The 13,335-nt window shown below is 48.7% G+C and carries 8 protein-coding genes and 1 tRNA gene; 1 reads left to right on the top strand and 8 read right to left on the bottom strand.

Going from position 1 to position 13,335, the window contains the following annotated elements; all coding sequences use genetic code 11:
• Nucleotides 1-242: 242 nt before the first annotated feature.
• The 6 genes from tamL to ACU52_RS06970 all read right to left on the bottom strand — a co-directional run bounded on the left by tamL (nucleotide 243) and on the right by ACU52_RS06970 (nucleotide 9,504).
• Nucleotides 243-2,603 (bottom strand): translocation and assembly module lipoprotein TamL, encoded by a 2,361-nt coding sequence (gene tamL, locus ACU52_RS06990; RefSeq protein ID WP_082335196.1) that lies wholly within the window; start codon nucleotides 2,601-2,603, stop codon nucleotides 243-245.
• Complete coding sequence (locus ACU52_RS06985) at nucleotides 2,600-5,752, bottom strand: translocation/assembly module TamB domain-containing protein (protein ID WP_316936650.1); 3,153 nt, start codon at nucleotides 5,750-5,752, stop codon at nucleotides 2,600-2,602. The genes tamL and ACU52_RS06985 overlap by 4 nt, the downstream gene beginning before the upstream one ends.
• Nucleotides 5,662-7,203 (bottom strand): AsmA family protein, encoded by a 1,542-nt coding sequence (locus ACU52_RS15825; RefSeq protein ID WP_316936649.1) that lies wholly within the window; start codon nucleotides 7,201-7,203, stop codon nucleotides 5,662-5,664. The genes ACU52_RS06985 and ACU52_RS15825 overlap by 91 nt, the downstream gene beginning before the upstream one ends.
• A gap of 110 nt (nucleotides 7,204-7,313) precedes the next feature.
• On the bottom strand, nucleotides 7,314-7,985 hold the full coding sequence (locus tag ACU52_RS06980) for an RluA family pseudouridine synthase (protein WP_021854665.1): 672 nt from the start codon (nucleotides 7,983-7,985) through the stop codon (nucleotides 7,314-7,316).
• Between the two features lie 111 nt (nucleotides 7,986-8,096).
• The gene (gene fabG / locus ACU52_RS06975; RefSeq protein WP_021854664.1) at nucleotides 8,097-8,843 is read right to left on the bottom strand and encodes a 3-oxoacyl-[acyl-carrier-protein] reductase; all 747 of its coding nucleotides are present in this window, start codon (nucleotides 8,841-8,843) and stop codon (nucleotides 8,097-8,099) included.
• 67 nt (nucleotides 8,844-8,910) lie between these two features.
• Nucleotides 8,911-9,504, bottom strand: coding sequence for a TetR/AcrR family transcriptional regulator (locus ACU52_RS06970; protein WP_021854663.1), 594 nt, complete (start codon nucleotides 9,502-9,504; stop codon nucleotides 8,911-8,913).
• Between the two features lie 960 nt (nucleotides 9,505-10,464).
• Between ACU52_RS06970 and ACU52_RS06965 the strand changes: the two genes are divergently transcribed.
• Nucleotides 10,465-10,537 (top strand) — tRNA-Met (locus ACU52_RS06965).
• Nucleotides 10,538-11,014: 477 nt separating this feature from the next.
• Here the strand turns inward: ACU52_RS06965 and ACU52_RS06955 are convergent.
• Entirely contained in the window at nucleotides 11,015-12,136 is a 1,122-nt protein-coding gene (locus ACU52_RS06955; protein ID WP_053398267.1) for a porin, read from the bottom strand.
• The gene (locus ACU52_RS06950) at nucleotides 12,133-13,326 is read right to left on the bottom strand and encodes an electron transfer flavoprotein subunit alpha (RefSeq protein ID WP_053398266.1); all 1,194 of its coding nucleotides are present in this window, start codon (nucleotides 13,324-13,326) and stop codon (nucleotides 12,133-12,135) included. Before ACU52_RS06950 ends, ACU52_RS06955 begins: the two co-directional genes overlap by 4 nt.
• Between the last annotated feature and the right edge of the window lie 9 nt (nucleotides 13,327-13,335).

Here is a 13,335-nt window from a genome sequence, read left to right as displayed (position 1 = left end):
ACAAAAATCACAAAGAAAGTAAAATAATGTCATACATAACATTATGACAAACCGGCGCAGCAAATCAATGCTGTTTCTCTTCAGCATGCAGAACGCCAAAATGCAGCGCAGGAACACAGGGCCGTACGCCTTACAGAATTGGCAGATTTGTGCTTTTCCTACGGGAGAAGCAAGCAGAGCCGGACACAACAGAATCAGCCATTAACACTGTGTCCGGCAAATAACGTTAGCAAAAAACTGCATCAGAAAGGATAGCCGACGGCGATATGAATGGCCTGGCCGTCGCTGAACTTGGGAATGTTATAGAATCCGCTCTTGCCCGTATCGAACGGCACGTGAAGACCTACACCCCAATCGAGACGCAACACGAGGAAGTCGAGGTCGTAGCGCAGACCTACTCCCGTGCCGAGAGCCATTTCCTTCAGGGCGTTCTTAAACTGGAACTTGGCGCCCTCGCGATAACCGTCGTCACGCAGGGCCCACACATTGCCGGCATCTATAAAGGCTGCTCCGTAAAGGTTGCCGAAAAGATTAAAGCGATACTCAAGGTTAAGCTGCAGCTTTATGTCGCCTGTCTGGTCGAGATACGACAGTTTTGACTCGTTGGTGGTGTAGCTTCCCGGACCTATGCTTCTCACCGCAAAGGCTCTTATGCTGTTGGCTCCTCCCACATAAAACTGCTCGCTGTAAGGCGCAGCCAGACTGTTGCCGTAGGTGTAAATCACTCCGGCACTGATATGCCACACAAGCTGCGACTTCTGCCCCAGCTGCCATATCTTGCTGAAGTCGGTTTCTATTTTGAGGAACTGCGCGTATGGATTCTTAAACAGCTGCTTGCCCACTTCGCCCCATTTGTTTCCGGCAGCCATATAAGCAAGCGACAAGATGTTGCCAGACTCCGTGATGGTGGTCTGCCATACAACAGGGTTGCGGTGTTTCACAGTGCTGCTATATGCGAGCATATAGCGCATCTTTGGGATAAACGTATTTTGCATAGATGTCTGCAAATACGGATTTTCCTGAAGTATGGAGTCAAATTTAGCCGTGGTGTAGTTAAGGCGCTGATACTGCAGCGTCAGTGGACTGAACTCATGGCGCCACGTAGCCGAACGCTGCCACTTATAGGTCCATTCGGCAGAGAAGGTGTGCATCTTGAAATAATCAGGACGCTTCATCACGTTCATACCGATCTTGGCGTATGTTGTAGGCGTTGTGAAATAGCGTCGATGCTTAAGGAACGGGACAATAAGGCGCGGAAACTCTATTGATGCGTCTGCACCATACTCGTATGAATTCATGTCTGTCGACGAGCCGCTGACGTTGCCGCCCTTCTGCCATTCGTAAGAGCCGTGAAGGTTTATGTCGAGCTTCTCGCCGCCACGGAAGGCGTTGCGCTTTGTGAAACCGATAACAAGCTCGGGACCGGTGCGGCCGTTTATCTTGTTGGTGTAGTTGGTTTCTATATAAAAGTCATAAGGCTTGCCGAACGTACACGACAGGTTAAGGTCGAGCGTGTCGCATGTTGCTGTGGTGTCGCGCGGCGTAAACGCAAACTCAACCGAGCTGAACTGCCCCGATCCGCTAAGTTTGTTTGAAGATTCCAAATAGTCGTCATATCTGAAAAGCTTACGCGGACGCAGTTTCAGGTCGCTCAAGATTATTCGCGGACGTATCGGCGGCTTGCGGCCGTTGAACCTGACCGTGAAATAGCGATGGCTGAACGAGTCTTTCAGCACCTCCATAAACTGTTTGCGGATGTCTATTCTGATTTTTCCTATATACCACTTGTGCTTGGCAAGTTCCGGCAGATTGTCGGCCATCTGCAGGCGCAGGCTGGCCTTGCCGGGCGTGATGGTTGTGTCGGCAAGATAAGAGGCGAAACTCGGCTGATAATAATAATAGCCGTTGTTGCGGAACAAAGTGGCTATACGGTTGCGCTCTGCGTCAAGAGCAGAGGCGTCAAAAGGCGAACCGCTCTTTATTTTGGCCTCATCCTTTGTCTTCTCTAACAGCGTGTCTGCCATCTCCGGAAAGCCCACATACTGAAGTGTGTCCACCGTGAGCAGCGGTCCGAACTTTACGGTGTATCCTATCTTGCGCTTCTTTGGATTTTTCTGTTCCACAATCTCATACTCTACCGTTCCGTTCATATAGCCATGATTGCGTAGCACCGACTGCGCCACTGAGGCACGGAGCTGAGGATTTACCTGACTCATGAGCACGGGCGACTTGCCAAACGTCTTGGTCATCCATTGTGCTATCTTGTTCTTTGAGCCTGAAAAGGCGTTCCATATCCACAAGCCGTAAGGAAACGGCGTGCGATAATACGAACTGCCGAACAAGGCGCCGTTGGGAGCTGTAGCCAACGAAGCCTCAACCTCCTCACGAGTTGTCTCATAATGGTCGCTTTTCTCATAGTCCTGATAATCGATCTTTGTCAGTCCGATGAACAACTGGTCACCCTTCGGTATGCCGCTGGTGGTTGAGCACGACCACAGCAACACCGAAACGGCAGCCAACAGGCACACACGAAGCGCAAGAACGCGCAACGACGGAAACGACCTTCTGGCCACATATATTATATTCTTTACCGATAGTCTCATTTCTTGTCAGGTATTGTATCAGAGCGCAACGGAATAATCGCGTCCTTCTTCTTGAAACTGAATATATCCTTAAAATGCTGCAGGCTTCTTCTCCAGATGAAACCTACGCCATACTCGCGGGTGGTGCCTTCAAGCCAGTCGTAAGCATTGTTGTCATAGAACAGCTTGACATAAGTGTCTGAAGAGTTGCTCAGGCGGTATTCGAGCGTCACGTTGTCAAAGAACGACTCGTTCTGATTAGCCACGTCGGCACCAGTTGACACTTTTCCGCCTACTACAATCTTCATTCTGTTGTTCCAGAAACGCTTAGCAAACTTGAACGAATAGTCTGTGTGGGTGTTTCCGCTGGCGTCAGTGGCATTGTCCATACCGAAACTGAGGTCGAGCGTGCGCAACGCACTTCCCGTAATATTGTTAATCTCGCTCTGCAGGAACGAACTTAGCGCGTTGTTCATGGAGAATCCGCTGGTGTTACCGTCGGCTATATACATGCCCGTGGTAAGCATCGTAACGGCAAGTCGGCCGCGCTGCTCTACGCTCATTGCCATCAGCTCGTTATGCAGCGACATATCCTCCGGCGCATCGAGCGTAAACTCAAGTCCCATGTCCGAAAGGGTCTTGGTTATAACCACGCCACAGTCGAACTCAACCGTACGCCCTTGCTCCCCGCCGTTAGACACACTTGCCTTTGTTCTCTCCGTGGCCGTTATGTTTAGCTTCGGGTTCATCGGGTCGCCGGTAAACTCAATATTGCTTCCGTCCTGAATGGTAAACGTCTTAAGAGGAATAATAGGCAACGAATATTTCATCTCGCCATTGTCGAGAGTATATTTTCCGGTCAACACGATGTCGCCTGTCAAGCCGTACTTCATGCGCAGGCTTCCGCCGCCCATAAGGTCGATATAGTTAGAATGGTCTGCGTTAAGATAGCACATGACGTGTGATCCTTGGGCAATATTCATCGTGAGATCCATGCTGAAGCCCGACAGCGGCTGATGTGTTACAACGGCCTCTGTAGTGTCACTGAAGCTTGTAAACTTAACAAGTTCGTCCATCTGGTTATCGGTAGACAAAGGCGAATCACGCAGGATGTAAGACATGTCGGTAGAACCGAGCACATCAAGTCGTCCTAATAGTTTAAGATTGCTAAGCGGCCCCTGCATAGTGCCGATAAAGTCGACAAAGGCCTTACCGAAAGCCACACTGCGCCTGTTTTCCTTGGCGTCAATTATCTGACAGTTCTTGGCAGCCATGCGCAGATCCATAGACATATTGGCAACGTCAGAGAAGTCGATGTTTCCGTCGAGAATCAACGGGTTGTCATTGTTTGCAAACATCTTGAAATTCTCGAACAGCAGATTGCTTCCTACGATACGGATAGGCTCCTCGCTAAGACGCATACGTATGCCATACTGCGCACTGCGCATATAACAAGAATCCAACGTAAGCTCGCCATTGGCACGTGGATGCGACAGCGTACCTTTAACATCAAGAGAGCCGTCGGCATAACCTTTCAGACGAATGATACGGTCAGGAATGAATCCGTTGAGCAGACGCATCGGCAGGCGGGACATATTCATCGTAACATCCAGTTGTCCGTCACCTTCCGACTTATACGATCCGCTAATGTCTGCCACCTGATTATCGTTACACATGAGCATTCCGTCAACGCTGTGGGTTCCGTCCGACTGAGGCATATAGACAAACTCAAATCCGATGTTGCCCATGCGTGTCCGCTCGTATGTCATCTTGTCTACAGTTACTGACGATGACACAGAAAGCTCGTCCTTTGTCTGTATCAAGTGGAAGTCGCCGTTCATTATTCCGGTTATGCGAGGCATATACGGAACAACCGTAAGCAGCTTCGACAGATCAAACTTGTTAAGTCCTATCGTCAGGTCCTGAAGCGCATCGGTGTTTTCGTCGTTAGTATATGCATATATACCCGTTCCGTCGTCGGCCTTCAGGCGCAAGTCTGCCATGATGCGCCGGTCGGTTCCCATGAAGATATAGTTGTTCTCGTTAACCTCAAACTTCTTATATCCGAGAATCGGATCGTCAGTAAGCATGTGCATCTTTATGCCGTTCTCCTCCATCGAGGCCTCAATGCCCATCTTGAGTCCGAGGCTGTCTTTTGCATCATACACCTTGAAGTTTACGCCCGAACCTTTTTCAAACACATATCCATCGAACAAGGCATTGAATACATACTGCTTGTTGTCGCTGTTGTTGCGCACCTGTCCGTTGTAAGAGCATTGCGTAGAGTCTGACACAATATTAAAGCGCACGGTATCGAGCACCAGGGTGTTCTTCTGAAGTTCAAGAAGCTGAACGCTGCCGTTTAGTCCCGTATGCGGCGACGACTTTATGTCTATGCTTGCATCCTGGAACACATAGCCGGCATTGGCTATAAACCTGCTAAGAGGATTATTCTTTCCTGTTGTGAGATAAAGATCGGCCAAAGGCAGCTTAGACCTCAGCACGGATATGTCTATTTTCTTATTTTTAAGTTCGGCAGACAGTTCATCCATAAAGAATCCGCTCTGCTTAAGCACTTTCTTATATCCGCCGCTGCCGTTGAACCTCAGACGGAAGTCACCACAATATGCGGCAAAGTGAGTTGTGTCGCTGCTCGTGATCATGTCAATCTCAAGGTTATCCGGACGGTAGGTCCTTGCCGAATCTGTCATGACCAGATTCCTCAGATTACCCTTCACGCCCAGCAATGTCTTAAGATCTGTATACGCATCTATCTCACAGTTGAAAGATGTCGTGAACGGCGACTTCACTATTCCAAGTCCATACCAGTCGGCATGATTCAAGTCAGCCTTAAGCGAGGACATTATTTTCTTGCGGCTCAGGAATGCGTCAAACCTCACATTACCGTTAATCAGCGGATTGGCACTGTTAACGCAAGCATGCGCCTTGCCGTTGTTAAGGTTAGCGTCGAAATCAATTCCGTCAAAATTATACTTGCCATAACTGAATTTCCTTATGCCTGCCTTTGCCTGCAAAGCTGTGCGATGCGACAGGAAATCGAGTCCGTTGCCCTTAACATTCATGCTGCCTGTGAAATCGCCCATTCCGCTGCCCGGCAAGAAATGGCCAAGATGGAGATTATCGGCTGCAACAGAAGCCTTATAAGCCAAGGTGGCTGCATTAAAGTCGGCCTTTGCCTTAACACTGCCTCGCCCTCACGGGCTATGAAATCTGCCGCATATTGCTTGCCGTTGGCCTTAAAGTCGCCCTTGAGAACAATTCCCGCAGGTATATTAAACGAACCTCCACTGCTCGCAGCCAGCGCCTTAACAAAACTCAGGTTATATGTTCTGGCATCAAGAGTGACATTTGCACGCAGACGCTTATCGTCGTTAATGTTTGCGGCAAAGCCACGTGCGTTGACATTGAACGCCGTAGGCAGCTTAAGGTTTAGTCCGGCAAACTTAAGATATTTCATGTTGCCGGATATGACAGCCTTGACCGAAAGCGGCTGATTAGGCCAACGCCGTATAAACGCTGTGGGCATACTGCCCATGAAGCGCATGATGTCCTGCTTGCCAAACTCACCGTCAGCCCTGAGCTGCAGCTTGCCCGGATTCTTGTCGCTGAACGCATTAAGGTCCATTATAAGATTGGCCTTCAGATAAGAGTCGGGAGTCTTCAGGCTGAAAGAAGGCAGGGATATCTTGACAGAATCCATGGCAAACGGACCTGAGATGTCATTGACAGTGATGCCGCTCTTTTCCTTAAACGAGCAGGCACGCAATATCATGTCGAGCTTAGGCGCACAATAATAGAATGAATCAATGCTGATGTTTAAGTCTGACAGACTTATATGATTATAGTCTAGTCCCTTTGTGCGCACCTTGAAATTGTTGTCATAGCTTACGCGACTGTCGTCAAGCTTAAGGCTATTCAGCCTGTAAAGGCTCGTACCAAGGTCGAAGAAGCCGCTGCGCGCCTCAGCCTTACCCAGATAGGCTCCTACCTGAAGCGTGTCGCCGGGCATGTGTACTACAACTCCCGTATTGGCTATATCAAGCTTCTCTACGGTTATTTTCCAATAGTTCTTGCTCTTCGACGTGTCGGGCGGAACCGTGTCGCTAAGTTCCACGTTTACAGAGGCATCTTTCAGTTCGGCCTCATTGACAAGTATTGTCTCCTTGCCCCAGTCTATTCCGTGGCTGCGCAGATAAAGTCTGTCGATGCTTCCCTTCACGCGGGCTTCATGAACAAAATCGGCCGTATTCACTTTAAGCCCGTTGAACTCGAAGGCGTCTATCTCCACCTTCTTCTTCAACAACGGCCAAAGCTGTATGTCAACAACAAGTTTCCTGACGTCAGCCACTGTGTCTTTCACCTGCGGCAGCGAGTCGTTCTGCTGAATCATGCGGAAGCCATGCACGCCGAGGTCAAGCGGAAACTCGAGCCGCACACGGTCTACCGTGATGTCCATGCCGGTTTTATCAGAGGCATACGCAACCACCTGCTTTACAGCCCAATTCTGTACAGCAGGGATGTAAAGCAGCACTGCAAGCGTAATAAACAGCAAAACCGGTGTCAGCACTATCACACCGGCCCACTTCAACGTCTTCCTCATCGGCACATGTAAAAAATTGTATCCAACCGTAATACATGCAAAGTAAGCAAATATTTCGGAAAAAAAGAAATTATTTGGCAACAAAAATGCCTAACGAGGCTAATATAACGTTACAGCATACGCATTTCGCGCCACAACCTGTCGTCAGGAAGCGGTGCCTCGGCGTATATCTTCTCCTTCGACACAGGATGCACAAACTCTATCTTGCGTGCCAGGAGCGATATGCTTCCGTCGGGATTGCTGCGCCTTGCGCCATACTTAAGGTCGCCTTTTATCGGACATCCGATGTTTGCCAACTGGCAACGTATCTGATGGTGGCGTCCGGTCATCAGATTAACCTCAACGAGCGTATAATTGTCCGAACGGCCTATCACCTTGTAGTGCAGCATGGCTTTCTTTGAGCCGGGCACCTCATGGTCGTAGGCATAACTCTTGTTCTGCTTTTCGTTGCGGCTAATCCAGTCGGTCAATACAGCTTCAGGCTCTGCAGGGCAGTTTTGGGTTATCGCCCAGTATGTCTTATGAACGTCGCCTGTTCTGAACATGTCGTTAAGACGCGAAAGGGCCTTCGACGTCTTGGCAAACACGACAAGTCCCCAAACGGGGCGGTCGAGCCTGTGGACAACACCGAGAAACACATTTCCCGGCTTTGCATATTTTTCTTTAATATACTGCTTCACATCATCGGCCAGTGTCCTATCGCCGGTCTTGTCGCCCTGCACAATCTCACCGCTGCGCTTGCTCACTATGATGATGTGATTGTCCTCGTATATAACCTGCATGTCTGTATTCCGTTTTATAATATGACTGATAATGTTTTAACAAAAGCAAAGAGGGAAGACTCTCGTAGCAATCTTCTCTCTTTGCACAAATCTGTATAAACTGATAATTTATTACATGTTCATACCGCCGTCAACCTGGATAACCTGGCCAGAGATGTAGCTTGACATATCTGAAGCCAAGAATGTAGCGCAGGCTGCGATGTCGTCAACTGTACCGCCGCGGCGCAGAGGTATCTTTGCAGCCCACTCCTTGCGAACCTCGTCAGACAGAGCCTGAGTCATGGCTGTGTCGATAAAGCCCGGAGCAATGGCGTTGGCGCGGATTCCCTTAGGACCCATCTCCTGTGCGATGCTCTTTGCCAAAGCAATAAGACCTGCCTTTGAAGCAGCATAGTTAGCCTGGCCGGCATTACCGTGAACACCTACTACAGATGCCATGTTGATGATAGAACCTTTACGCTGGCGCATCATTACAGGAACACAAGCGTGTATGAAGTTGAACGCACTCTTCAGGTTGACAGCGATAACTGCATCCCACTGTGCCTCAGTCATACGCAACATCAGTCCATCCTTTGTTATTCCGGCATTGTTAACGAGGATGTCTATTGAGCCGAAATCCTCTTTCACCAACTTAACAACCTCTTCTGTCTGAGCGAAGTCAGCAGCATTGCTGGCATATCCCTTAGCCTTAACGCCCTTAGCAGCTATCTCGGCCTCTGTGGCTTTTCCGTTCTCGTCAATAACAAGGTCTGTGAAGGCTACGTTAGCGCCCTCTTCAGCAAACTTCAGCGCGATAGCCTTACCGATACCGCGCGCTGCACCTGTAATAAGCGCAGTCTTACCTGTTAATAATCCCATTTTCTTTTTATTTTATAAAGTTGTAGATAATTTTAAGTACATATTTTTTATATCAGGCACAAGCCTTCTACTTAGACATCGGCTTGCCCAGCGCACCATACACGACCTTTGCCACAAGCGGCTTGCTGGCCTCGGGCGTCATGCCATGACCAAGACGGCCGCAGATAAAAGGCACCTCAAGACCCTTGATACAATAGTGCGTGATGTCGGCCACCAGCTCAACATTGTCTATGTCGAACTCTCCGTCGAGCTTGCCGTCGGCATACACCTTTCTGAAAAGTTCTATTTCGTCTTCGTCAAAGTTCTTTCTCACCTTCTCCACCATCCATATATTTCTGAAGAAGGCAGCTCGGAGGTTGCCGTTGCGCATCACGGTTTCTTTAATCATGTTAAGGTGCGTGTAAATCAGCTCAATAATCTTGTCCTGAGGCCGTATTTTCTTGGCGGCCACCTCGTCCATCTTGTCCGAAAGCCGTTCGAGCTCCGACTCTATCACGGCATAGTAGACCTCCTCTTTACTTTTAAAATAGGTATAAAGAGTACGCCTGCCCTTGCCCGAAGCCTTGGCTATATCGTTCATCGTCGTATTTTCCAAGCCATTTTTGGCAAACAGTTGCCTGGCAACGTCTACCAGTTTTTGCCTTGTTTTAGATATGGACATCTGGTTGTTTCTCCTAATTTACTTTTGCACATACTGATTATCGTGTGCAAAATTATTATTTTTATTTGACTCCACAAACATTTTAACGCGTAAAAGATTAAAGAAACATTAAACTAAACTATAAATAAAGGCACTTTATGCGTTTTTACGCATGCTTAAAGCCTGCCGAACATCACGCCAGCAACGGATGGCAACACGCCTGTTCACAGAAAGACATCAACAACGGCAAGCAGAGAGTTCACATTAATTATATTATATAGAAATGCTTTTATGATAAAACAAATGCTGAAAGCAGGCACGCCAGCACCGGCAGCAGCGGCTTACGGACGAACAATCAACAGACTTGCCACTTTGACTTAATATTAGGCATTTACATGTCAATTTGAATTTCGCTGACGCCCTGAAACTTGAATATTTGAAAATTAAAATCATTTGGACGAAAATATGGGCAAAATACGTGTGCAATTGCAACAGTCTGTCGTATAAGGCATTATGCCGCCTGACCAGATAATGTGCATCATTTTTTGTCCTAAAGTGGCATAAAATGACATGATTTGCGCTCAAAACCAGCATTGTTTTGCATTGCCAAACGTGCCGTTTTTGAGTAAAAACCCATAGGTTTACCACTAAAAAACCTGCCGTTTGGCTCTCTTTTGTAAATATGCTTTACCAAGCGACGGGCTTAATGGCAACATTTTTTCTATTTCACCATAAAATCCATACATAAATAAAATGTCATAATGCTCGGCATTAAGGCAAAATGCTTACGCACGGCTAACCTCACAAATGCAGGCTAAAGCCATGTAAAGTATGGGGCCGGACAACAAAAACAGCCGTTTTTATAGCCATTTTTTAATTTTCCATTAAAATTTTTCCCTAAAATTTTGCAGATTCAAAAAAAAGCAGTACCTTTGCAAACGCAAATCAGAAATGAGGCGCAAGCGAATTAAAAATTAACATCGCGGAGTGGAGCAGTTGGTAGCTCGCCAGGCTCATAACCTGGAGGTCGCATGTTCGAGTCCTGCCTCCGCAACTACAACGGATAATATACTTAACAAAGTATTTATCCGTTTTTTGTTTTTCTAAACTTTCCTCTGCCTTGTTTCAGGGCGTGCACCACAATATTTGTCGCTATATCCGCGTCTGTCAGCCTGTTCGGAAAAAGACTTTTTGCCGGAAAATCCATAGAAGACCGGTACATTATCGGGACAGTTCGCTGAGACATACTGACAGCCATGCGTCATTACAGATGGCCTTCAGCATACCGCATCCGGCTTTATTATACAAGCAGACTGATGCTTTCTTTCGCCATTCTGCTTTCCACTGCCGGCCTGTCATTTGCCTTATTTCGACATTTCTGCTATATATACGGAAGGCAGGCGACGGCAAGCTCTATATTATAACGGATGTTATGCCGAATGACAATGACGATTGAAGACAAATAAAAATCTATGCTTCCCGACAGGAAAGCATAGAGACTGAAACATTTTTCGGCTAAAGAAAGGGATCGTCAGAATACGTATTGTATTCGTATCTGGCCCAGCAGCAGGTCTTTCTGATAAAACTCGTTGCAGTTGTCGCCCACAAAGACATAGCTGCAGTTGGCCTTCACAGCCAGATACTTGTTAAGATAGAAGTTGGCCCCTACAGACAGGTCGGTCTCCTTGCCTCCAGATATGCCGGCCTTCGAGTCGTTCATGTCAGTGCAGTTCAACCTCGCGGTAAGCTCAATAGCCTTTTCTGTCTTAGGGCGTCCCGGTATGCTGTACACCGGATCATACTCAAATCCGCGCCCCTTTATAAAATATCCGGCCTGAATATATCCGCCGTGAGGCATATAGGCTTCGCCCTGAGTGCGGTTATAGCGGTCGACAAAGTATTCGCTCTGAATCATAAACTTGGGCGACATGTATAAAGCTTCGAGCAGCCCCTTCACCTCCGTGCCAAGATGGTCTACCTTTGCGTTTAGCAGAGCATTGGGAAGCATCGACGTCACGCCTGCACTGCTAACTTCAGTTTCAGGGTCCCCCTCGGTGTTCACCGGCCGTGTGCGGAACGAGAAGGCGCCTCCTGCATGTATGAGATAGTCGCCCTTCTGCCTGCGCCACACGGCACGGCTGGTAGACACGAAGGCGTTTACCTGGCTGCTGCCAATCTTGTTGATGTCGTTGTGCGTATAAACGCCAGTAGCCAGATAGAGTGACGGCAGATAATAGTGTATCGTTGCGCCGAGCTTACGGCTGTTGGTGAACGCCAGCACCGAAGTTGCCGACTGGTTGAAGCGCATGTCTACGGTGCTTATGAGCATATCCATCGAGAAAGGTTCATAGGCGTTGCCCACAGCCACCACGCAGTTTTTCATGTGATAGTTGAACAGCAGGTCTTTTATCGCCACCTTTCCGCCGCCGAAACCGATGTCGGCCTTCAGCTCGAATTGACCATAGTTTGCCTTAAAGCCTACACGAAAGTCCTCAAGACGGTAATAGCCCTGCACGTCTTCCTTGCCATAATCGGTAACCGTGGCATCCAACAATGCACGCGAACGGAACTTTATCTTGAGCGAATCGCCGGCAAGTGCCACACTGAAGGATGCCGCCAGCATGACGATACATGCTAATATCTTCTTGCTCATGCCTTTACAGATGTTATGTCTACAAGCCTTGCCAGCGCTTCCTCGGCAGAGATGTTCCATCCGTAATCGGCCACGCTGAATATCGGAGCCTGCCTGTCGGTGTTTATCGCCATTATCTTTTTAGCCCCGACAATACCTGCCGTATGCTGTATCTGTCCGCTGATGCCTATTGCCACATAAAGGTCGGGGGCAACAGTATGACCGGTCTGCCCTACCTGCACCGATGCATCCACAAGCCCCATCTCAACGGCAGCCCTCGATCCGGCAACAGACGCACCTATGCTCTTTGCCCATGCGCTGATTTCGTCGGCACATTTACGCGTCTTCACTCCGCGCCCTATCGCCACGATAATCTTGCTGTTGCTCAGCGACGAATGCTTCACTTCGCTGCTCAATGTCTCAATAAGCCTTACTCGCGCATCATTCATGCTCTCGTCGCAGTCGTATCTCACGACGCGGCCTCTGCGGCTGTCGTCTTTCACGGCCGGACGCATGATGCCGGGACGCACCGAAGCCATCTGCGGGCGATGCGCAGGATTTATTATCGTTGCCATAAGGTTGCCGCCGAAAGCAGGACGTATCTGTCGCAGCAATTTGGTCTCTTTGTCAATCTCAAGTTCAGTGCAGTCGGCCGTAAGTCCTGTGTGAAGCACCGAGGCAAGGCGTGCCGAAAGGCCGCGTCCGAGCAGGGTTGCCCCCATAAGGAGTATAGCCGGGCGGTTCTGCCGTATCAGGCGTTCAAAGACTTTGGTGTAGTTTTCGTCGATAAAGTCGGCCATCAACGGCGAGTCAACCACATGCACACAGTCGGCGCCATACGCAATAAGGTCGTCTGCCAGCCCGCTCACGCCGTCGCCTATGAGCACTGCCTCAACCGGCTGCGCCAAGTTTTCAGACAGTTCTACAGCCTTGCCCAGCAGCTCAATGCTCACAGGAGCCAGCTGTCCGTTTTCAACTTCAGCCCACACCCATATACCTTTACTGTTGTCGGCAGCGCTGTCTTTAGGCTGCTCCTTGTTTATCTTTAAGGCTCCGGCGGCACATGCCTGTACACAACTTCCGCACAGACGGCAGCTGTCTTCGTTTATCTCGGGAAAATCACTCATGGTTATAGCCCCGAAAGCACAGCTCTCAGAACAGATGCCACAACCTATGCAAAGATCTTTATCTAAATTTAATGCGAAACTCATAATTCTTAT

The organism is Xylanibacter rarus, assembly GCF_001275135.1.
GTDB classification, from domain to species: domain Bacteria; phylum Bacteroidota; class Bacteroidia; order Bacteroidales; family Bacteroidaceae; genus Prevotella; species Prevotella rara.
This window is presented reverse-complemented; position numbering and strand designations above follow the sequence as displayed.

Bases quoted from the DNA above. Each gene is read 5' to 3' on its own strand.
- tamL (WP_082335196.1), bottom strand. From the start codon at position 2,603: ATGAGACTATCGGTAAAGAATATAATATATGTGGCCAGAAGGTCGTTT.
- ACU52_RS15825 (WP_316936649.1), bottom strand. From the start codon at position 7,203: ATGAGGAAGACGTTGAAGTGGGCCGGTGTGATAGTGCTGACACCGGTT.
- ACU52_RS06980 (WP_021854665.1), bottom strand. From the start codon at position 7,985: ATGCAGGTTATATACGAGGACAATCACATCATCATAGTGAGCAAGCGC.
- fabG (WP_021854664.1), bottom strand. From the start codon at position 8,843: ATGGGATTATTAACAGGTAAGACTGCGCTTATTACAGGTGCAGCGCGC.
- ACU52_RS06970 (WP_021854663.1), bottom strand. From the start codon at position 9,504: ATGTCCATATCTAAAACAAGGCAAAAACTGGTAGACGTTGCCAGGCAA.
- ACU52_RS06955 (WP_053398267.1), bottom strand. From the start codon at position 12,136: ATGAGCAAGAAGATATTAGCATGTATCGTCATGCTGGCGGCATCCTTC.
- ACU52_RS06950 (WP_053398266.1), bottom strand. From the start codon at position 13,326: ATGAGTTTCGCATTAAATTTAGATAAAGATCTTTGCATAGGTTGTGGC.